The 18,760-nt window shown below is 73.5% G+C and carries 13 protein-coding genes and 1 pseudogene; 7 read left to right on the top strand and 7 right to left on the bottom strand.

Features of this window, described 5'->3' with window-relative positions; all coding sequences use genetic code 11:
• Window positions 1-33: 33 nt before the first annotated feature.
• Complete coding sequence (locus tag EST92_RS01230; protein WP_129279134.1) at window positions 34-1,134, bottom strand: helix-turn-helix domain-containing protein; 1,101 nt, start codon at window positions 1,132-1,134, stop codon at window positions 34-36.
• A gap of 141 nt (window positions 1,135-1,275) precedes the next feature.
• On the opposite strand from EST92_RS01230, the gene EST92_RS01225 reads away from it, so the two are divergent.
• Together EST92_RS01225 and EST92_RS01220 are read left to right on the top strand one after the other, a co-directional pair.
• On the top strand, window positions 1,276-2,208 hold the full coding sequence (locus EST92_RS01225; RefSeq protein WP_254068400.1) for an NADP-dependent oxidoreductase: 933 nt from the start codon (window positions 1,276-1,278) through the stop codon (window positions 2,206-2,208).
• A 307-nt stretch (window positions 2,209-2,515) separates the two neighbouring features.
• Window positions 2,516-3,694 (top strand): saccharopine dehydrogenase NADP-binding domain-containing protein, encoded by a 1,179-nt coding sequence (locus tag EST92_RS01220; protein WP_343283764.1) that lies wholly within the window; start codon window positions 2,516-2,518, stop codon window positions 3,692-3,694.
• Here the strand turns inward: EST92_RS01220 and EST92_RS01215 are convergent.
• Window positions 3,677-3,841, bottom strand: a pseudogene (locus tag EST92_RS01215) (PIG-L family deacetylase); the annotation flags it as partial. The gene EST92_RS01220 and the pseudogene EST92_RS01215 sit on opposite strands and share 18 nt — an antisense overlap.
• A gap of 577 nt (window positions 3,842-4,418) precedes the next feature.
• Here EST92_RS01215 and EST92_RS01210 point away from each other — a divergent pair.
• The 3 genes from EST92_RS01210 to EST92_RS01200 all read left to right on the top strand — a co-directional run bounded on the left by EST92_RS01210 (window position 4,419) and on the right by EST92_RS01200 (window position 9,774).
• Window positions 4,419-5,585 carry an exonuclease SbcCD subunit D gene (locus tag EST92_RS01210; RefSeq protein ID WP_129279132.1) on the top strand — a complete coding sequence of 389 codons (1,167 nt, stop codon included), beginning with the start codon at window positions 4,419-4,421 and terminating at the stop codon, window positions 5,583-5,585.
• Window positions 5,582-8,824, top strand: coding sequence for an SMC family ATPase (locus EST92_RS01205; RefSeq protein ID WP_129279131.1), 3,243 nt, complete (start codon window positions 5,582-5,584; stop codon window positions 8,822-8,824). The genes EST92_RS01210 and EST92_RS01205 overlap by 4 nt, the downstream gene beginning before the upstream one ends.
• 107 nt (window positions 8,825-8,931) lie before the next feature.
• Window positions 8,932-9,774: an SDR family oxidoreductase gene (locus tag EST92_RS01200; protein ID WP_129279130.1), complete on the top strand. Its 843-nt coding sequence runs from the start codon at window positions 8,932-8,934 to the stop codon at window positions 9,772-9,774.
• Here EST92_RS01200 and EST92_RS01195 read toward each other — a convergent pair.
• The 4 genes from EST92_RS01195 to EST92_RS01180 form a co-directional block, all read right to left on the bottom strand.
• Complete coding sequence (locus tag EST92_RS01195; RefSeq protein WP_129279129.1) at window positions 9,746-11,035, bottom strand: GNAT family N-acetyltransferase; 1,290 nt, start codon at window positions 11,033-11,035, stop codon at window positions 9,746-9,748. The two genes, EST92_RS01200 and EST92_RS01195, sit on opposite strands and share 29 nt — an antisense overlap.
• A 78-nt stretch (window positions 11,036-11,113) precedes the next feature.
• Entirely contained in the window at window positions 11,114-12,808 is a 1,695-nt protein-coding gene (locus EST92_RS01190; protein WP_174243892.1) for a DUF885 domain-containing protein, read from the bottom strand.
• A 145-nt stretch (window positions 12,809-12,953) separates the two neighbouring features.
• Window positions 12,954-14,351, bottom strand: coding sequence for a GNAT family N-acetyltransferase (locus EST92_RS01185; protein ID WP_129279127.1), 1,398 nt, complete (start codon window positions 14,349-14,351; stop codon window positions 12,954-12,956).
• Between the two features lie 84 nt (window positions 14,352-14,435).
• Entirely contained in the window at window positions 14,436-16,007 is a 1,572-nt protein-coding gene (locus tag EST92_RS01180) for an alkaline phosphatase D family protein (protein ID WP_129279126.1), read from the bottom strand.
• Window positions 16,008-16,263: 256 nt separating this feature from the next.
• Here EST92_RS01180 and EST92_RS01175 point away from each other — a divergent pair, with 256 nt between their 5' ends.
• Complete coding sequence (locus EST92_RS01175) at window positions 16,264-16,668, top strand: VOC family protein (RefSeq protein ID WP_129279125.1); 405 nt, start codon at window positions 16,264-16,266, stop codon at window positions 16,666-16,668.
• A 102-nt stretch (window positions 16,669-16,770) separates the two neighbouring features.
• Here the strand turns inward: EST92_RS01175 and EST92_RS01170 are convergent, their stop codons facing one another.
• Complete coding sequence (locus EST92_RS01170; RefSeq protein ID WP_129279124.1) at window positions 16,771-17,601, bottom strand: alpha/beta fold hydrolase; 831 nt, start codon at window positions 17,599-17,601, stop codon at window positions 16,771-16,773.
• A 367-nt stretch (window positions 17,602-17,968) separates the two neighbouring features.
• On the opposite strand from EST92_RS01170, the gene EST92_RS01165 reads away from it, so the two are divergent.
• A complete protein-coding gene (locus EST92_RS01165; protein WP_129279123.1) occupies window positions 17,969-18,715 on the top strand; it encodes a GntR family transcriptional regulator in 747 nt (248 codons plus the stop codon).
• The last annotated feature ends 45 nt before the right edge of the window (window positions 18,716-18,760 follow it).

Below are 18,760 nucleotides of genomic sequence, written 5' to 3'. Positions count from 1 at the left end.
ATCAGAAACGGCGTCTTATGAGAAGACGATCTCTCAGCCAGCAGGTCGTGATACTTCCCTGACGGCTCCCGCGGCCGGACCCGAGGCGCGGAAGGTGCGCCGGTATGCCGACGGGGCGACCCCCGCCTCCGCCGCCAGGTGCCGCCGCAGCGAGGTGGCGGTGGCGAAGCCGACCTCGTGGGCGACCCGTTCCACCGGCAGGTCGCTGGACTCCAGCAGGTGTCGCGCCCGCCGCAGCCGCTGCTGGGTCAGCCAGCGGCCGGGGCTCAGGCCGGTCTCCTCTTGGAAGCGTCGGGCGAAAGTGCGGGTGCTCATCGCCGCGTGCGCAGCCAGTTCGTCCAGCGACAGCGGCAGTTCCAACCGCTGCAGCGCCCAGTCGCGAGTGGGCCCGGTGCCGGTTACGCTCGCCGGCGGCAGCGGCCGCTCGATGTACTGCGCCTGCCCGCCGTCCCGGTACGGCGGGCAGACGCAACGACGGGCTACGTGGTTGGCCACCTCGCTGCCGTGGTCCTGGCGCACCAGGTGCAGGCAGACGTCGACACCGCTCGCTGCCCCGGCGGAGGTCAGCACATCACCGTGGTCGACGAAGAGCACGTCGGCGTCGAACTCGACCTTGGGGAACAGTTCCTGGAAGTGGTCGGCGAGCGCCCAGTGGGTGGTGGCCCGCCGCCCGTCCAGGAGACCGGCGGCGGCCAGCAGGAAGGCGCCGGTGCAGATGGACACCAGACGGGTGCCAGGGCGGATGCGGGACAGGGCGGCGAGGGCCTGCGGGTCCGGGGCGGTGGCCGAAGCCGGGGAGATCGCGTACGGAGGGATGACCACGGTGTCCGCCTCGGCCAGTGCCTCGGGACCGTGCCGGGGGGTGACGGTCAGGTCCGTGTTGGTACGCACGGGCTGGCCGTCCACGCTCGCGGACAGCACCTCGTAGCGGCCATCGGCGGAACCCAGGACCCGGTGCGGGATGCCGAGTTCGAAGGGGTAGACGCCGTCGAGGGCAAGGACGACGACCTTGTGGGCGTCAGGCCGCGGGTCCGGGTGCATCCGGCGGTGCAGCTCCGCCGCCCGCTCGGCGAGGTCGCGGGCCCAGGAGGGGGCGACGGACGCGGTGCGGGCGGTGGGGGTATCGACGGGCATGGCAGGATTGTATCGGAGGCTGACTTTTTTGCCATCGTCACGGGCGGACCGTACAGCCAGGATCGAGGCATGGCCTCCATAGACAACCCTGAAGACCGCATCTCCAGCCTCCTCTCCCCGGGCTCCGCCGAGGGCGCCCCCATGACGCGCGCCCTGCACCAGACGGAGCTCGGCGGCCCGGAGGTCCTGCATGTGGCCGAGGTTCCGCGGCCCGTGGCCGGCCCCGGGCAGATCCTGGTCGCCGTGCACGCGGCCGGATTCAACCCCACGGACTTCCATCACCGCGCCATGAGCATCTTCCTGCCGCCCCCGCCGCTCACCCTCGGCTGGGACGTCTCCGGCACTGTGGTGGAGACCGGCTTCGGCGTCACCCTCTTCCGGCCCGGTGACGAGGTGTTCGGCATGCTGCCCTACCCGCACGGGGCCGGCTCCCACGCCGAGTACGTGACCGGCCCCACCCGCGCCTTCGTCGCCAAGCCCGACGGGATCGACCACGTCCAGGCGGCCGCTCTGCCGCTGGCCTCGCTCACTGCCTGGCAGGCCCTCGTCGACACCGCGGGCCTCCGGGCCGGCCAGCGGGTGCTGATCCACGCCGCGGCCGGCGGTGTCGGTCATCTCGCCGTACAGATCGCCAAGGACCGCGGCGCACACGTCACCGGGACGGCGAGCGCCCCCAAGCACGACTTCCTGCGCGAGCTCGGTGCGGATGCCTGCATCGATTACCGCTCTGAGGACTTCGCCGACACCGAGGAGCGCTACGACGTCGTCCTTGACACCCTCGGCGGCCAGACCGCCACCCGTTCCGTGAGCGTGCTCCGCCCCGGCGGCGTCCTCGTCTCCCTGCTGCCGGTCGCCGAGGACACCCCGGCCGCGGCGGAGAAGGCACAGGTCCGCGCCGTCAACCTGCTCGTTGAGCACGACCAGGCCGGGATGCGCGCCATCGCCGAGCTCGCCGACCGGGGCAAGCTCCGCGCCCACGTCTCCGGAACCTTCCCCCTCGCCGAAGGCGCCCAGGCCCACGTCCTGGGACAGACGGGCCGCACCACGGGCAAGCTGGTCATCACCGTGCGCTGAGGCGGATCGCGGTTCGTGATCGACCACGTGCACCAAGCGACATGCTGAAGCCGTGGATCGCGCGCCGCGACCAGCTGGGACGGTTCGTCCTGCGCGGCGACCCGCGCGACATCAGCCGGATCTGGGCCCTGGGCCCGGTAACGCAGATGCGCCAGATCATGACACTGCCGCGGCCTCCACTCGTAAGGCCCGCCGCGACCGGCCGCGCCGCGACACCGCCTCGGCCGGTCGCGGTGCCGCCGGGTCATTGAAGGACTTGAAGTCGAATCATCGTCGTGACAATCCCTTCCGGAAGGCAGGCAGAGCCGTGGAAAAGCGCAGGATCGTGTTGCTGGGCGCAACGGGGTACACCGGGCAGAGAGTGCTTCGGGAACTCCTCGCACGAGGTGAGAAGCCAACCCTGATCGGGCGAAACCGAACCAAGATGCTGACCCTGGCCGACCGCTTCGAGGCGGAGCTACCGGTCGTCGAGGCCGACGTCACCTCGGCGGCCGACCTCACGCGCCTCCTGGGGCCCAGCGATGTCGTCCTCTCCACGGTCGGGCCGTTCATGCAACTCGGCATGGCCACGGTCACGGCGGCGGCGCAGGCAGGTGCGCACTACTTCGATTCTTCGGGAGAGGGGCCCTTCGCCCGCCGCGTCCTCCTCGAACTGGGCTCCGTCGCGGCCGCCCGGGGAGCCACCGTGGTGCCCGCCTTCGCCTACGACTACATGCCGGGAAACCTCGCCGGCGCGCTGGCTGTGCACAAGGCCGGCGAGCGCGCACGCCATGTCGAGATCGGCTACTTCTTCAGCCGCTCGGGACAGGGAGACGAACTGCTCTACCGGAGCACCCTGCGCGACATCTTCACCCTGACCACGGCAGGCACACGGCAGACGCTGGTCGCCTCGATGGTCGAGGGCGGGTTCGCCTACCGCTCTCCACGCCCCGGGACGCCTCCCCGTCTGGTCGACGAACGTGTCGCCAAGCGGGTCCGCACCTTCCGCCACGCCACTGTGAAACGCGCGGCCATAACCGTCCCCGGCACGGAACACCTCGGCCTGCCGGAGGCCTTCCCCCAGTTGGAGAGCGTCGAGGTGGGTCTGGGCTGGTTCGGGAGGTGGACCCGCCCGGTACAGATCGCCGCCACGCTGCAGGCGCCACTGCTGCGGTCGGCGAAGGTGCGGGCCGCATTGCTGCGGTGGTCCGAGCGGCTCCCCGGATCGCATCGCGAACCGGACCCCGACGGCCGTTCTCTGATGATCGCCGTCGCCCGCGACGGCGACGGCCGCCCCCTGGCCAGGTCCGTTCTCACCGGACCGGATCCGTACGAGATGACGGGCTCCCTTCTGGCCTGGGGCGCCGTCCATGCGGCGGCGCCGGATGCTGCCCTCGAACCCGGCGTGCACGGACCGGTCGCGGCCTTCGGGCTCGACACCCTCGTCCATGCTGCCGCCGAGGCCGGAGTACACGAAGTCGACGAGGTGTCGGCGCGCCGTCGATGATTCGCCGCGCTCGCCGTAGCTCAGGCATACGACCCGCACGTCGTGGCCGCGTTCGGCGTACAGGGCCAGCGCGCCGCCGGCGCGCCATACGAAGTCACCGGAGTGGGCGCTGATCACCACAACCGAAGGACGTTTGTCGTCAGCCATTGCTGCTGTCCTGGCCTTTCTCGGCGGTCCTGCCGCCGCCGGGGGACATCGTCGGGGCATGGAGGAAGCGGGGAGGATTCGAGGGGTTCGGGGCAAAGCGCCCGCGCCCGGCCCGGGGTACGCAGATCGTCTTGGTGTCGTCGAGGTCTGCTCCTCCGTGCTGAGGACGGCGTCGCGGTGGCCGAGTTCCCTTCGACACGTCCGACGCTACCGAGCGGTGCGATCCCGGGTATCTCGCTAATGACCGGACTCGCCCGGAGGCGTGTCCCGCCGCCACTACGTCATTCGTCGCGCACCACCACGATCGGTGGGTGCCGGTTGCGCCGCCGGCAGCGCCATCGCCCGCACCGGCGGGTCATCATCGATCGAGGTCTCTCGCGGGTTGGGAAACACCGCAATTCACACCACATCTGGCATTTATCAACATTTGCCGCCAGGGGTGGCTGCGAGGGCGAGGACCGCCACGGCCGGGGTGCGTGCAGTGACCGACCTGGGCCGGGCCGGCTCGTAGACTTGTGCTGACCTGGTGCGACCCAGCGCCCACGGAGAGGGAGAACATGCAGGCCGGAGCGGATAGTTGAGATTTCTGCACACCTCCGACTGGCATTTGGGGCGGTCCTTTCACCGGGTGAATCTGCTCTCCGCGCAGCGGGCCTTCCTCGATCATCTCGTCGAGACGGTGCGCGCCCGGGACGTCGATGCGGTGCTGGTCGCCGGTGACATCTACGACCGTGCGGTGCCGCCGCTCGCCGCCGTCGAGCTGTTCGACGAGGCGCTGCACCGGCTCGCCGGGCTCGGGGTCCCGACCGTGATGATCTCCGGCAATCACGACTCCGCCCGTCGGCTGGGCGTCGGTTCCGGACTGATGGAACGGGCCGGCATCCACCTGCGGACCGACCCGGCAGGCTGCGGTACGCCCGTGCTGCTCGACGACGCGCACGGCCCGGTGGCGCTGTACGGGCTGCCGTACCTCGAACCCGCCATGGTGCGGGACACCCTCGGCGCCCGGCGGGCCGACCATGCCGAGGTGCTGGGCGCGGCCATGGACCGGGTACGGGCCGACCTCGCCGGACGGCCCGCGGGGACGCGCTCGGTGGTGCTGGCGCATGCCTTCGTCACCGGCGGCGCGGTCAGCGACAGCGAGCGGGACATCACCGTCGGCGGGGTCGCGTCCGTCCCGGCGGCCGTGTTCGACGGGGTGGACTACGCCGCCCTCGGGCATCTGCACGGCTGTCAGACCCTCACCGAGCGGGTCCGCTACTCCGGATCGCCGCTCGCCTACTCCTTCTCCGAGGCCGGGCACCGCAAGTCCACCTGGCTCGTCGAGCTCGACGCGGCGGACTCCGTACACGCCGAGCGGGTGGACTGCCCCGTACCGCGGCCGCTGGCCCGGCTCCGGGGAACGCTGGAACAGCTGCTGGACGACCCGGCACAGGCGCGGCACGAGGACTCCTGGGTCGAGGCGACGCTCACCGACACCGCCCGTCCGCCCGAGCCCATGGCCCGCCTCACCAAGCGTTTCCCGCACCTCGTCAGCCTCGTCTTCGACCCCGGCGAGGCCCCCGGCGGCTCGCCGGCCTCGTACGCCCAGCGGCTGCGCGGCCGCAGCGACCAGGAGATCGCCGAGGACTTCGTGGCACACGTACGGGCCGGCCGCGCGGCCGATGCGCAGGAGAAGGCCGAGCTGCAGTCGGCGATCGACGAGGTACGCACCGCCGAGATGGCGGCCGAGGGGGTGCGATGAGGCTGCACCGGCTCTCGCTCACCGCCTTCGGTCCCTTCGGCGCCGCGCAGACCATCGACTTCGACCGACTCGCGGGCGAGGGCCTCTTCCTGCTGCACGGGCCGACCGGCGCGGGCAAGACCTCGGTCCTGGACGCGGTGTGCTTCGCGCTGTACGGGTCGGTGCCCGGAGCGCGGCAGAGCGGTCAGGCGCTGCGCAGCGATCTGGCGGACCCGCTGACGCCCACCGAGGTCGTCCTCGAACTGAGCGTCGCCGGGCGGCGGTTGGAGATCACCCGGCTGCCCGAGCAGCCCCGCCCCAAGAAGCGGGGCAGCGGCACGACGAAGGAGAAGGCGCAGAGCAGGCTGCGGGAATTCGTGCCGGCCGGGCCCGGCGCGAAGGGAGCGCCGGGCGGCGACGAGTCCGGACCGGACGGCCACTGGAAGGCGCTGAGCCGCTCCCACCAGGAGATCGGTGAGGAGATCGGCCAGCTGCTCGGGATGAGCAAGGAGCAGTTCTGCCAGGTGGTGCTGCTGCCGCAGGGCGACTTCGCGCGCTTTCTGCGGGCCGATGCGGAGGCCCGCGCGCGGCTGCTGGGGCGGCTCTTCGACACCCGGCGGTTCGCGGCGCTCGAAGAGCAGTTGAACGCGCGCCGCAAGGCCGCCGCGGACACGGTCCTGGCGGGCGACGAACGGCTGCTGGCCCTGGCACACCGGATGGCACAGGCGGCCGGTGAGAGCGCCGACCTCACCGACCCGTCGGTCCGGGCGCCGGACGGGGGCGGGGAGGGGCAGACGGCAGCGCGCGGACGCGGTGGCGCGTCGGTTGCCGGGCGCGGCCGCGGGGCGACGGCGGTCATGACGCGGCCGGCGGCCACGGCGACCGTACCGGGACAGGGCGGAGCGATGGAGCCCGGCGGGCGGGGGACGGCCCGCGCCGCCGCCGCGGACGAACCGGCCGTACCGGGCCCGGGCGAACCGGGTTTCGTGGAGACGGTGCTGGTGCGGGCGGCCGTCGCCCGGGTGAGCGCACGGGAACGGCTGGCCGTGGCCGGCAGCGCGGTCGCGGCCGCAGAGGCCGCGGAGCGGGCGGCGGCCGAGCAGTGGACGGTGGCGCGCGAGCGGGACCGCCTCCAGCAGCGGTACGCCGACGCCCGGCGGCGGGCCGGCCGGCTCGAAGCCCACGCCGAGGAGCGGGAACACACCCGCGGCAGGCTGGAGCGGGCCCGCGCGGCGGCGGCCGTCGCTCCCGCGCTCGCCCTGCGCGACGCCGCCCGGCGCGAGCTCGATGCCGCCCGGCGCGCCGAGCGGGAGTGCCGGGGCCCGCTGCCCGCCGGCCTCGCCGAAGCCGCGGGGGAGCATCTCGCGGCGCGGGAGCGGGCGTTGCGGGAAGACCTGGGCTCGCTCACCGCGGCCCGCCGGGCCGAGCGGCGGGCCGCCGACATCGCGCGGGAGCGGGCCGCCCTCGACCGCGAGGCGCGCGCCGACGAGCAGACGCTGCTGGACGCCGCCGAGTGGCTCGCCGTATGGGACGAGACCCAGCGGGCCCATCAGCAGCGCATCGAGACGGCACAGGAGGCCGCCACCCGGGCCGAACAGCTCGGGGCCCGGATCGTACCGGCCGTCGAGCGCGCGGAGGCGGCCCGTCGGCGCGACCGGATCGGCGACGACGTACGCACCGCGGAAAGAGAGTTGCTCGTCGCCAGGGAGCGGTCCACGGCCGCCCACGAACAATGGCTGGAGCTCAAGGAGCAGCGGCTGCGCGGGATCGCCGCCGAGCTCGCGGCCGGGCTGCGCGACGGCGCGGCCTGCGCGGTGTGCGGCGCGACCGAGCACCCCGACCCGGCGCGGGCCGGTGCCGGCCATGTCGACCGGGCGGCCGAGGAGGCCGCGCAGGAGGCCCACCGACAGGCCGAGCGGACCCGCCGGCAGGCGGAGGCCGAGTGCCAGTCGGCCAAGGAGGCACTGGCCGCCGCGGCCGCCGCGGCAGGGGACGCCTCGGCCGCCGAACTCACCGCGCAGATCGAGGAGTTGCGTGCCGAGTACGCCCGTGCCCAGGCACTCGGCGCCGGCCTGCACGCCGCCCGCGAGGCGTTGGGGCACGCCGAGCGTGAATACGAGCGGCGCCGTGCCGAGCAGCAGCAGGCCGAGCGCCGGGCTGCCGCCCGTACCTCCCACCGCGAGGCGCTGGACCGCGAGCGGGCCGCCCTGGAGGAGGAGCTCGCCCGGGCGCGGGGCGACAGCCCGAGCGTGGCCGACCGGGCCTCCCGGCTGGAGCGGCAGGTGACCCTGCTCGCCGAGGCGGCGCAGGCGTCCCGTACGGCGGAGTCCTGCGCCCGGCGGCTCGAAGAGACCGCGGCCGGGCTCGCCGACGCCGCCTCCGCGGCCGGATTCGACACCGCCGAGGCCGCCGCGCAGGCGTTGTTGAGGGACGGCGAATGGCGGGCACTACAGCAGCGGCTCGACGACTGGCAGGTCGAATCCGCCGCGGTGCAGGCGGAGTTGGCCGACCCGCAGGCCCGCGCCGCCGCGGCGCTGCCGCCCGCCGACCCGGCCGCCGCGCAGGGCGCGCACCAGGCCGCGGCGGTTCGGCTGCGTACCGCCTCGGCCACCCTCGCCGCGGCGCAGGAGCGCTGCGCCGCGCTCGACCGGCTCTCCGCCCGTGCCGAGGCCGACGCCCGCCAACTGGCCCCGCTGCGCGCCGACCACGACCGCATCGCCCGGCTCGCCGCCCTCGCCTCCGGCACCTCCGCCGAGAACGCACGGCGGATGCGCCTGGAGTCGTATGTGCTCGCCGCCCGGCTCGAACAGGTCGCGGCCGCCGCCAGCGCCCGGCTCCAGCGGATGTCCGCCGGCCGCTACACCCTCGTCCACTCCGACGAACGGGCCGGCGGCGCCCGGCGGTCCGGCCTGGGGCTGCATGTCATCGACTCCTGGACCGGCCACGAACGGGACACCGCCAGCCTCTCCGGCGGCGAGACCTTCTTCGCCTCGCTCGCGCTGGCGCTCGGCCTCGCGGACGTCGTCACCGATGAGGCGGGCGGCGTCCGGCTGGACACCCTCTTCATCGACGAGGGATTCGGCAGCCTCGACGAACAGACCCTGGACGAGGTGCTGGACGTGCTGGACTCGCTGCGCGAACGCGACCGCAGCGTCGGCATCGTCAGCCATGTCCCCGACCTCAAGACCCGGATCCCCGCCCAGCTGGAGGTCGTCAAGGCCCGGTCGGGCTCGACGGTGCGCCACCGCGTACCGGGGTGAGCCTGCCGCCGGGGCCGTGGGACAGCGCGCTGCCGTCGGCGGTCCCGGCGGTCGCCGCAGAAAAACCGGGTGACGGCGGGACGGGCCGGCCACCAGGCTGATCCGCCATGACCTACGACAGCAACCGGCCCACCGCCGGCAAGCCCCACCGCGATGCGCTGCCGCTCCTCGGCCGCACCGCGCTGGTCACCGGAGCCAGCCGGCGCAGTGGCATCGGCTACGCCATCGCCCGACGGCTGGCCGCCTACGGCGCCGGTGTCTATCTGCACCACCATGTGCCGCACGACGCCGGGCAGCCGTGGGGAGCGGACCCGGGCGGCCCGGAGGCGGTCGCCGACGGAGTACGTGAGGTGGCCGTGCCCGGCGCGGTGGTGGCTCACGGGCCGGCCGACCTGGCCCGGCCGGACACCCCTGCCCGGCTCATCGACCGCGCGGCCGAGGCGCTCGGCGGCCGGCTGGACATCCTCGTCGCCAACCATGCGCTCAGTGGCAGCGACGGTCCCCTCGACACCATCGACGCGTCCATGCTCGACGCCCACTGGGCGGTCAACACCCGCTCGGTGATCCTCCTCGCCCAGGCCTATGCCCGCCGGCGCGCCGCGGGGGCGCCGGGCGGGCGGATCGTGCTGATGACCTCGGGCCAGGACCTGGGGGACGGCCTGCCGGAAGAGATCGCCTACGGCCTCGCCAAGGGAGCGCTGGCCTCGGCGACCCGCAGCCTCGCCACCACCTTCGCCGCCGCCGGGGTGACCGTGAACACCGTCAACCCGGGCCCCGTGGACACCGGTTACGCGGTCGGTGAGCTGCACGACCGGGTCGCACGGAGCTTCCCCGGCGGCCGGTGGGGCGCACCCGACGACCCGGCCCGTCTGATCGCCTGGCTCGTGACCGAGGAGGCGGGCTGGATCACCGGGCAGGTCATCAACTCCGAGGGTGGCTTCCGGCGTTGAGCGGTTCCTCGTCCTCGGCGCCGGCCGGGTTCGGTGCCACGGCGGCGGCCTCGTAGGCACGGAGCCCCTCGCGCTCACCGACGAAGCGGAAGCCGGCCCGTTCCAGTACGCGCTGCGAGGGGAGGTTCTCCGGCTCGGTCAGGGCGCACACCGTCCGTACCTCGGGGTGGGCCGCCGCCCACCCGGCCAGCAGCCGGACCGCCTCGGTCGCCCACCCGGCGCCGCGGGCGGACGGGGAGAGGTCGTAGCCGATCTCCACGAAGCCCTCGTCGTCCGGCGGGCCGTGGAAGCCGATGCTGCCGAGCGCCGTACCGGCCACCGCGTCGGTCAGCACGAAGACGCCCCAGCCGGGGCGGTAGTGGCCGGCCGCTGCGGCCCGGACCGCGATGCCGGCGCCGCCGGAGGTCGTCTCGGCCGGGGCGCCGTCGATCCAGTCGAACCCGGCGGACTCGCCGTCCGCGACCCGTGCGGCGGTGGTCGGCAGCAGGGCGCGCAGCGCCACCCGGCCGGCCGTGAGCGCCAGCGGGTACCCGGCGCCCGCGGTCACCAGCGCCTCGAACAGCGGCCGGTGGTCCAGCCCGGCGGGCAGGCCGCTGACCTGGCCGTCACCGACCTCCACCACCCGCCATACCCCGTCCGCACGCCGCGCCAGATCCGTGGTGACGAAGCGCGCGCCCAGCGCCCGGACCGCGGGCGCCACCGAGGCGAGGTCCGGGACGGGCCGCAGCCCCGGAGTGTCGGGATGCGGACCGGTCAGCACCGGTTCGCCGTCCAGCCACCACACCCGGGCCGTACCCACCGCATCGAAGGACTCGACGGCCGGCGCGGCCGGCTCCGGGGCCCGGCCGACGGCGTACGGAAGCCGGATGCTGCGCGGCGTCAGCGCGCGGAACGTGTCGTACCAGCCGGGGAGTTCATGGGCTGTGCGGTAGGCGGCGGGGGAGGTCAGCAGCCGGCCGCCGTGGGCGGCGAGCGCCCCGGCGAGTGCGGCATACCGTTCGGGCGGCAGCGCCCAGCCGCGGTACCAGACCGGTCCGGCGCCCCGGGGAACCCTGGCCAGCGCCCCCTCGGTGTCCCCGGCGAGCAGCGCCTCGTGGTCGAGCACCGCACACCCGGCGCCGGCCGACAGCGCCGTGGTGGCCTCGGCCGCGAAGCGCGGGTCCGCCCCCAGCCTGCGGCCGGGAGCCGTCCCCGGCCCGGCGCGGCGGGGGGCGCCGGAGAACAGAAGCAGCGGCGAGCCGGCCGCAGGGTCCACTGTCATGTCAGCAGACCCTACGGAGGGCGGCGGGCCGGTCACCGCACCGGGCGACCCGCCCCGCCACCGTGTCCGGGTCCGGCCTCAGAGCACCGACAGCTCGCTGCGCAGATCGTCCAGGCCCAGCGAGCCCTGGGACAGGGCGGCCATGTGCCAGGCCTTGAGGTCGAAGTCCGCGCCGTGCCGGGCGCGGGCCGCCTCCCGGCCCTCCAGCCACACCCGCTCGCCGAGCTTGTAGCCGATCGCCTGGCCGGCCATGCCCTGATAGCGGATGATCTCGCTCTCGACGAAGTCGGCCGGGCGGCTGCAGTGGCTCGCCAGGAACTCGTGCGCCAACTGCGGGGTCCAGCGCTCGCCGGGGTGGAAGGGGGAGTCCGCCGGGATCTCCAGTTCCAGATGCATCCCGATGTCGATGATGACCCGGATGGCCCGCATCATCTGTGCGTCCAGATAGCCCAGGCGCCGCTCGGCGTTGGTCAGGAAGCCCAGCTCGTCCATGAGCCGCTCGGCGTACAGCGCCCAGCCCTCGGCGTTGGCGCTGACGATGCCCACGGTCGTCTGGTACCGCGAGAGCCGGTCGGCGACATGGACCCACTGCGCGAGCTGGAGGTGATGGCCGGGCACCCCCTCGTGGTACCAGGTGGAGACCAGGTCGTACGCCGGGAAGCGGGTCTCGCCCATCGGCGGCAGCCAGGTGCGGCCGGGGCGGGAGAAGTCCAGCGACGGCGGGGTGTAGTACGGGGCGGCGGCGCTGCCGGCCGGCGCGATCCGCGACTCCACCCGGCGTACCCGTTCGGCGAGTTCGAAGTGGGTGCCGTCGAGCGCCTCGATGGCCTCGTCCATCAGCGACTGAAGCCACCGACGGGTCTCCTCCACGCCCTCGACGGCCTCGCCGTGCTCATCGCACCAGGCCAGTGCCTCCCACGGGGTCTTCGCGCCGGGCAGCACCTTCTCGGCCTCGGTCTCCATCTCGGCCAGCAGCCGGTGGAATTCGGACCAGCCGTACGCATACGCCTCGTCCGCGTCGATGTCCGCGCCGTTGTAGTAGCGGGCGAGCCGTCCGTAACGCTCCCGGCCCACCACGTCCGGCGCGCCCGCAATGGCCGGAAGGTAGCTGTCCCGGAACCACTCGCGCAGCTCCACCAGGGCACCGGTCGCCAGGCCGGCGGCCTCGGTCAGCTGGTCGCGCAGCGTGTTCGGGCCCGGGTCGGTGAACTCGGCGAACCAGCTGCGGTCCGTGCCGATCCACTCGTCCAACTGGCCGATGACCGTGGTGACCTGAAGCGGTCCGGCCGGCAGACCGCGCTTGCGGCCGGCGTCCAGGGCGGCGCGGTAGCCCTCCAGCGCGGCTGGTACGGCCCGCAGCCGCAGCTCGATCGCCGCCCAGTCCTCGTCGGTCTCGGCGGGGGTGATCGTGAAGACCTCGCGGACGCTGTGCAGTGGCGAGCTGAGGTTGCTGACGGTGCGCAGGCCCTCGCCCGCGTCATGGACGGCCAGCTGGGCGGTCAGGCGCTCGCGCAGCAGCCGCGCGCAGACCTGCTCGGCGGGGAGCTCCGCGCCCGGCCGGGCCTCGGCCTCGGCGAGCTTCTCCAGCGTCGCACGGGCGAGCTGGGCCAGCGCCTCCTGGCCGGTCGGCGAGAAATCGGGGAGTTTGCCGGAGCTCTCGGGGACTCCGAGGAAGGTGCCGGTGATGGGGTCCAGGTCCACGAAGGCGTCGACATACGCGTCGGCGAGCTGGCGGGGCAGCGGGCCGCCCTGGGAGGTAGTGGTGTGGGGCATACGGGCCATCCTCGTACGGATGGCCCGCCGCGTCACCATCAATCGGCCAATGGCTCACGCCGATGGTGACGGCGTGGCCGGCCGGGCGGCACTGCGCCCGGCCGGCTCACCCGCGTCCACGGCGGTGGCGCCGCGGTGGTCGTGCTCAGCGGCGCCCCGTGGCGTCCTGGATCCGTACGCTCTCGCGGGACTCGCGCCGGGCGGGCAGACCCGCCGGCCGGGCGGTGATCACCAGCGTGCCCTCCTCGATCTGGTAGTCGAGGGGCAGCCCGAGGCCGCGCATCGCCGCCACCATGCCGGTGTTGGAGGCCTGGGTGATCGCGTACACGCTCTCGCAGCCGGTCTCGGCCGCCATCCCCGCCAGCCGGCGCAGGAGTTCGGCTCCGATGCCGCGCTGCTGCCAGGCGTCCTCGACCAGGAGGGCGACCTCGGTCTCCTCGCCGTCCCACAGCAGATGGCCGAGGGCCACCAGCCGGCCGGACGCGGTCTCCACGGCCAGCGTGCGGCCGAACCGCGGGCTGAGCAGATGGCCGAGATAGCGGTCGGCGTCGCCGACCGGGCCGTGGTAGCGCAGGGCGAGGGTCCGCGGAGAGCAGCGGTCGTGCATCTCGCGGGCCGCGGCCAGGTCGGAGGTGTCGGCGCGGCGGATGGTGATCTCGTTGCCCTCGGGCAGCGTCAGCACATCCCGCCGCGGCGGCACCCGCTGGCCGAGCCTGGCGTCCAGGTCGACCAGGGCGCGCACCCGGGCGAACTCGGTGGGGGTGAACGGCAACTGCGGCCTTTCGATGGTGAGCGAGCCCCCGGAGGAGTCGCGGAACTTCATGCGGTGTTCCTCCAGCACGCCCTCGGTGGGCACCTGCTCGGCGAGCGGCCGGCCGCGCAGCGACCGCGCGGGCACCGAGTGGATCGTGCAGCGGCCCAACAACTGACGCAGGGCCAGCGGGAGTTCGGCAGAATCAAGCGCCGTACGGGTCGCCAGGCCCAGCATCCGGGTCGGGGCGTCGACGAGGTCGTGGGCGTCGGCCCGCTCCAGCCAGCTGTGGGCACCGCCCGCGCCGGCCACCGTACGGGTCAGCTCATCGGCCCGCAGCGAACCGGGCGCGCGCAGCAGGAACTCGTCGACCGTGCCGTCGGACAGCGGGTGGGTCTGCAGGCTGAGGATGTCCACCCGCTGCCCGGCCAGCGCCGTGCACAGGGCGGCCAGGCTGCCCGGCTCGTCCCGGACCGTGGTCCGCATCCGCCACAGCGTCGTCTCCTGGCCGGCGGCCTGGGGGGCCGGACCGGCGGGGGACGGCGCCGTGGCGCCGGTATCGGTCGGCGGCGGGGCGTTTTCGTGGCGTCGTGACCACCAGACGTGGAAGACGGCCGTGGCGAGCAGTGCCACCGCGGAGGAGCACAGCAGCACGGGGCCCGACGGGCCGTGTGCGACGGTGTTGGCGACGACGTCGGCCACCGCCACGGCGGTGAACATGGCGGCCAGCTCGACGAGGTCCCGCCGCCAATGCGGACGGCGGGTGGAACGGGCAGAGGATGCTTCAGTCATACACACAAGCCTGGCGGACAGGTGTTGCCTGATCACCAACACATTGTGTCCGACGGGTAAAAGACGCAATCGACACATTGGCCTTTACTGTCCCACCCGTCCCGGTTGGAGTGTCTTGCTGAACAACATCCTGCCGCCTTCCTGCCGCAACCGCACCGTCAGCTCCCCGCTTCCGCCGTCGATATCGATCTCGCCGAAGTTCTGCGGACTCTCCGCGGGAGAAGTGTTGGCACGGTCCGGCGCCTTGAGGAACGGCTGCTCGGGCCCGAAGGTTCCGTCCAGCTTCACCGCCTGGAAGCCGCCCGCGTTCAGCGGCCCCGACACGAACTCCCAGAAGGGCTCGAAGTCCTTGAACGCGGCCCGCTCCGGCGCGTAGTGCTGCGCCGAGGTGTAGTGGACGTCCGTGGTGAGCCAGAGGGTACCGGTGATCCGGTCGTGCTTGATGTGCCGCAACAGCTCGGCGAGCTGGAGCTCGCGCCCCAGCGGTGCGCCCGGGTCGCCCTGTGCCACCGCCTCGAAGTTGGTCTTGCCGTCCGGGACGACCAGGCCCAGCGGCATGTCGGAGGCGATCACCTTCCACACCGCCCGCGAGCGGGAGAGCTCCCGCTTGAGCCAGCGCAGCTGCTCGGCGCCGAGGATGCCCTGCCTGTCGTCGGTCTGCCGGCCCGGCGAATTGGCGTTGCGGTAACGGCGCATGTCCAGGACGAAAACATCGAGCAGCGGGCCGTGGTGCACCACCCGGTAGACCCGGCCGTGCCCGTCGGGCCGCAGCGTACGGATCGGGAAGTACTCGCTGAAGGCGCGCAGCGACCGTGCGGAGAGCACGTCCGCGTTCTTCTCCGTGTACCGGTCGTCGTCGAGCAGCTGCCCCGGGTACCAGTTGTTGTGCACCTCGTGGTCGTCCCACTGCGTGATCGTCGGCACCTGCGCGTTGAAGCGGCGCAGATTGTCGTCCAGCAGGTTGTAGCGGAAGGCGCCGCGGAACTCCGCGAGCGTCTCGGCGACCTTCGCCTTCTCCTCGGTGGTCACGTTCCGCCAGATCCGGCCGTCCGGCAGGGTCACCTTGTCGGTGATCGGGTTGTCCGCGTAGATGTTGTCGCCGCTGCACAGGAAGAAGTCCGGGTTCCGGCGCCGCATGTCCTCGTAGATGCGGTAGCCGCCGCGCTCCGGATTGATGCCCCAGCCCTGCCCGGCGAGATCGCCCGACCAGTGGAAGCGGACGTCCGCCCGCCGCCCCGCGGGTGCCGTGCGGAAGGTGCCGGCGACCGGCTCGCCGGTGCGCCGCGGGTCGTCCGGGTCGGCGAGCAGCACCCGGTAGTGGATCTGCTCACCCGAGGGCAGGCCGTGCAGCGAGGTGACGCCGGTGAAGTCCGTCCCCGGTCCGAGCACCGGACCGGTCCAGGACCGGGCGTGCCGGAACGACTCGGTCGCCGCGGTCTGCACCACCATCCGGGCCGGCCGGTCGGACCGCACCCAGACGAGCCCGGAGGACGTGCTCACATCGCCGACCTGGACACCCCACCCGGCGCCCGGCCGCCCGCTGCGGGCCTGCGCCGGTGCGGCGGACAAGAACGTGGGCAGCGCCAGTGTGGCCGAACCCACCGCCGCTCCCCGCAGCAGCGACCGCCGCCCGAAGCCGTCGGATTCCTGCGCCATACCGAACCTCCATGCCTCGACCGGTCTTGTCTGCCGCCCCGTTCGTATCGCTGTCCGGTGCCCCGTTGTCGAACGGACGGTGAACAGCGGCCCGTTCCCGGTGCGGTGCCGTTCGCCCGAACGGGTCCCGGGCCCTCGGACCCACCGGACCCGGGCCATGGTCGCAAGACCATCGGCCGATCGCCAGGATGCCACCACGGCCCCTACGTTCCTGATACGCGCCGCCGCCCGGCGGCCTTGAGAAAGGTGCCCCCATATGCCCGCCAACGGCTCGGCCCACCTCCGCATCGCCCGCCCGTCCCGCGACCTGGCGGCGGCCGAACGCTTCTGGAAGCAGGGACTGGGCCTCACCGAGCTCTTCCGGCACACATCCGAGGCGGGCGAGCACGCCCTGCTGATGCTCGGTTGGCCGGACGCCCACTGGCACCTGGAGCTGACCCTCGACCCGTCCGGCACGCTCCAGCCGTCCCCGACACCGGACGATCTGCTGGTGGTCTATCTGGGCGAAGCGGTACCGGCCGAGCTCGTCGCCCGGCTGGAGCGCAGCGGGGGCAAGCGGGTGGCCGCCTACAACCCCTACTGGGACGAGTGGGGTGTCACCCTGGAGGACCCGGACGGATACCGGCTGGTGTTGTCGTCGCGTGACTGGTCCAACTCCTAGCCGGCCCAGGGGGGTACCCGTCGGTTCGGGCGGTGCGGCCTGGCCGCACCGGGGCGAGCCGGCCCGGCCCGTCCGCCTTCGACCGACCGGCGCCCGCCGCCCCTATCGCACGGTGTCGAGGACGACCCGTGCCACCAGCGCCGGATCGTCGTTCATCGGCACATGTCCGCAGCCCGGCAGCCGTACCAGCCGGGCGCCCGGGATCGTGTGCTTGGCGCGGATGCCCTGGCGGGGGAGGAGCAGCCGGTCCCGGCTGCCCCAGCCGATCGTCACCGGGACGTCCGGCACATCGTCGGTGAACCGCACACCCCGGCCGGCTGCCAGCGTCGCGGCGAAGCCGGCCGCGTCGCGCAGCGCCCGGGTCTCCGCCACCACGGCATCGGCCGAACGGCGGCCCGGGTGGGCGTAGATGGTCCCGGTCAGCGAGGCCCGGCCGAGGGCGGACCGGGCCAGCGACTCCACCATCGGCTCCGGGAGTGCCTGGGCGCCCGCGTACATGCCGCGCAGCACGCCGAAGGCGTAACGCCGCTCGGCCGGGGTCCAAAAGCCCGCGGGCGACAGCGCGGTGACCGACCGGACGGCCCGCCGGCGGCCCAACTCCAGTGCCAGCAGCCCGCCCAGTGAGTTCCCGACCACATGCGGACGGTCGGCGCCGAGCTCCGTGAACGCCGCGGTGAGCAACGGAAGAACCGAGTCCAGGTCGTACGGGGAGTCTCCCGGCAGCGCGGGGGAGGCGCCGAAGCCCGGCAGATCGAGCGAGATGACCTCGTGGGACGCGGCCAGGATGTCGGACACCGGGTGCCAGGCCTGGAGATGGTGGCCGATGCCGTGCAGCAGCACGATCGGTTCGCCCGCGCCCTTGCGTTCGTACGCGACCGTGAACGGCGGCCGGTCCTCGGGCGTGATGCGGGCGAAGGAGACCTGGGCGGCCATGGGGAACTCCTCGGGGGGTGCGGTACGTGCGGTATTGCAGGGTGTGCACTGACACGATGCCAGCTGAGGCTACTGAGCGGTATGGGGCAGCCGGGGCGAGCAACAGGAGACCGCACGCACCGGGGGCGGCGTGCCGTATTCCCGCCGATCCCCTCGGAATCGGGTCCGGCACGATCCGGACGGCGCGGCGGGATTGGTCTTGACCAAGGGTGGGGGCGGTCATATCGTCGGGATACTGCAACAACCTTTCATAAAGAAGCGCTCATCAACGGGCAGGCGGACGGGCCGGCTTCACCGGCCGTGGGTGCGGGCCCGTGGGCCATGGGGGCACTACCCCACGGGGTGACGGCCGGTGTGGAGGACAACGGTGGGGACCAGGCAACTCGAACCGGTGCCGGAGCCGAAGTACTGGCACCTCAAGACCGTGCTCAGCGAGGCGCTGGACTCGGAGTTCGCGGTCGGCGAGATTCTTCCCAACGAGCGTGACCTGGCGGCCCGGTTCGGCGTCGCACGGGCCACGCTGCGGCAGGCCCTCGAACAGCTGGAGCTGGAAGGCAGACTGCAGCGCCGCCGCGGTGTGGGCACCACCGTCGCACCGCCGCGGGTCGGCGTCCCCGTCGGTCCCGCCCGCCACACCTGGCCCGGCGTCGCCGATGACGACTGGCAGCCGGTCGACGCCGTCGAGACCGACAAGGTGCCCGCCGCGGTGGCCAATCTGCTGGAGACGGCCCCCGGCGACCGGGTGCACCTCGTGCGCCGAAGCCGGGTCACGCACGATCAGCCCGTCGCCGCCGAGCTGCTGTACGTCCCGGCCTCCGTGGTCCCCGGCTGTGCGGCGGCCGTCTCGCCGGGCGCCCAGGCCCGTGCCCGTACGGTCCTGCGCGAGCTGCAGACGCTGGAGCTGGAGGGCCGCGACCGTACCGTGGAACTCGGTTCGGCCCGCGCCGAGGACGCCAAGCAGCTGGACCGACTGCCGGGCGCGCCCGTCCTGGTGGTCACCACCCGCTATGTCTCCGCAGGGCGCACGGCGGCCGTTGCGGTCGCCACGTACCGTGCGGACACCTGCCGACTGACCTTCGGCGAGAGCGACCCGGTCACGCTGCTCGCGGGCTGAGTCCCGGGGGCGGGTTCGGGGGTGACGAGCCGTCAGTGATGCCCC

The organism is Streptomyces sp. TM32, assembly GCF_004122755.1.
Taxonomy (GTDB): Bacteria; Actinomycetota; Actinomycetes; order Streptomycetales; family Streptomycetaceae; genus Streptomyces; species Streptomyces sioyaensis.
Note: the sequence above shows the minus strand (reverse complement) of the source record. Positions and strands in the feature narration are given on the sequence as shown.